Source organism: Kitasatospora sp. NPDC001095 (assembly GCF_053598615.1).
In genome coordinates this window covers 1-1,081 of the sequence record NZ_JBSFKQ010000154.1, presented here as the reverse complement: position 1 = coordinate 1,081, position 1,081 = coordinate 1, and the positions used below count along the sequence as shown (strand labels likewise).

1 protein-coding gene is annotated in these 1,081 nt (G+C 72.0%); it reads left to right on the top strand.

Annotation, left to right across the window (positions count from 1 at the left end):
- Positions 1 to 1,081, top strand: a 1,081-nt coding sequence (locus ACWDBB_RS36260; RefSeq protein ID WP_449793661.1) for a ketoacyl-synthetase C-terminal extension domain-containing protein, incomplete at both ends; no start/stop codon positions are given.

Genomic DNA, 1,081 nt, shown 5'->3' with positions numbered 1-1,081 from the left:
GCCACGCCCAACACCTTCATCGAGTTCAGCCGCCAGCGCGGCCTGTCGGCGGACGGCCGGTGCAAGGCCTTCTCCGCCGACGCCGACGGCACCGGTTTCTCCGAAGGCGCGGGTCTCCTCCTGCTGGAAAGGCTCTCCGACGCGCGGCGCAACGGCCACCAGGTGCTGGCCGTCATCCGCGGCAGCGCGGTCAACCAGGACGGTGCGAGCAATGGTCTGACCGCGCCCAACGGTCCCGCGCAGGAACGCGTCATCCGGCAGGCGCTGGCCAGCGCCCGGCTGGAACCCTCCGACGTGGACGCAGTCGAGGCCCACGGCACCGGCACCAAACTCGGCGACCCCATCGAAGCCCAAGCCATCCTCGCCACCTACGGCCAGAACCGACCCGCAGACCACCCCCTGCACCTCGGCTCACTCAAATCCAACATCGGCCACACCCAGGCAGCCGCGGGCGTCGCCGGCGTCATCAAAATGGTCATGGCCATGCACCACGGCACCCTCCCCCAGACCCTCCACGCCGACACACCCAGCCCCCACGTCGACTGGACCGCCGGAAACGTCAACCTCCTCACCCAACCCCGCACCTGGACCACCCCCCACGACCGGCCCCGCCGCGCCGCCGTCTCCTCCTTCGGCATCAGCGGCACCAACGCCCACCTGGTTCTGGAGGGGGCTCCGGAGGCGGCCCCGGCAGCCGAGCAGGCGGCCGTCGTCCGTGGCCCGCTGCCCTGGGTGCTGTCGGCGCGGACTCCCGAGGCACTGCGGGACCAGGCGGCGCGGCTCCGGACCAGGGTCGCGGCCGACCCCGGACTGCGGCCGGCGGACGTGGGTCTGTCCCTGGCGGTCACCCGTACCGCCTTCGAGCACCGTGCCTCGGTGGTGGCCGAAGACCTCGACGGCTTCCTGACGGGCCTCGACGCCCTGGCCACGCTCTCCCACAGGGAACCGGCCCCGAACATCCTGCGAGGCCACGCCGAGAGCGACGGGCGTCTGGCGTTCCTGTTCGCCGGACAGGGCAGCCAACGAACCGGCATGGGCCAGCAACTCCACCAGACCTACCCCGTCTACGCCGAAGCCTTCG